Origin of the sequence: Pseudoalteromonas sp. SG44-8, assembly GCF_014164125.1 — a bacterium.
GTDB lineage: Bacteria > Pseudomonadota > Gammaproteobacteria > Enterobacterales > Alteromonadaceae > Pseudoalteromonas > Pseudoalteromonas rhizosphaerae.
Window position 1 is genome coordinate 1 of sequence record NZ_JACJEQ010000087.1, and the last position, 423, is coordinate 423.

Consider the following 423-nt stretch of genomic DNA (forward strand, 5'->3'; position numbering starts at 1 on the left):
TAACGCTTACAATAACGGGAAAAACCGAGCGCTTTGCAACGAAGTTGCAGCGAGGCTTTTTCCCAATGAGCGAAGCGAATGATGTTTATTGTTTTGTTAGTGTTCATTGTCAGATTCAACCGTTTCAAACTCAATGCCACCGACACGCTTTGCAATAAAATTGTACCCGAAACACATGAGTCTATTCATTATGTAAAACATAAAACCGTATAGTAATGGTGCTAATGCAAAAATTAAAAACGGAAAATTAGGAATGCTTTCTCCAGTGCTTGTTTTCATTTCTGGAGCGACGAAAAAACCAATGACTCCCATTATGGAAAAAGGAATTGTGAATAGTGCGAACGCTAAAGCAATAACTTTACTAGTTTGGTGCGATGAGAAAGATTTTATCTGGACTTTCATTTTTCCTCCATGAACACTAAC

At 37.6% G+C, this 423-nt stretch carries 1 protein-coding gene; it reads right to left on the reverse strand.

All coding sequences use genetic code 11. The features are described 5' to 3' along the window. Positions 1–96 precede the first annotated feature (96 nt). Positions 97–423 (reverse strand): hypothetical protein (locus H5163_RS21095; protein WP_220494619.1); only part of this gene is annotated, 327 nt, incomplete at its 5' end.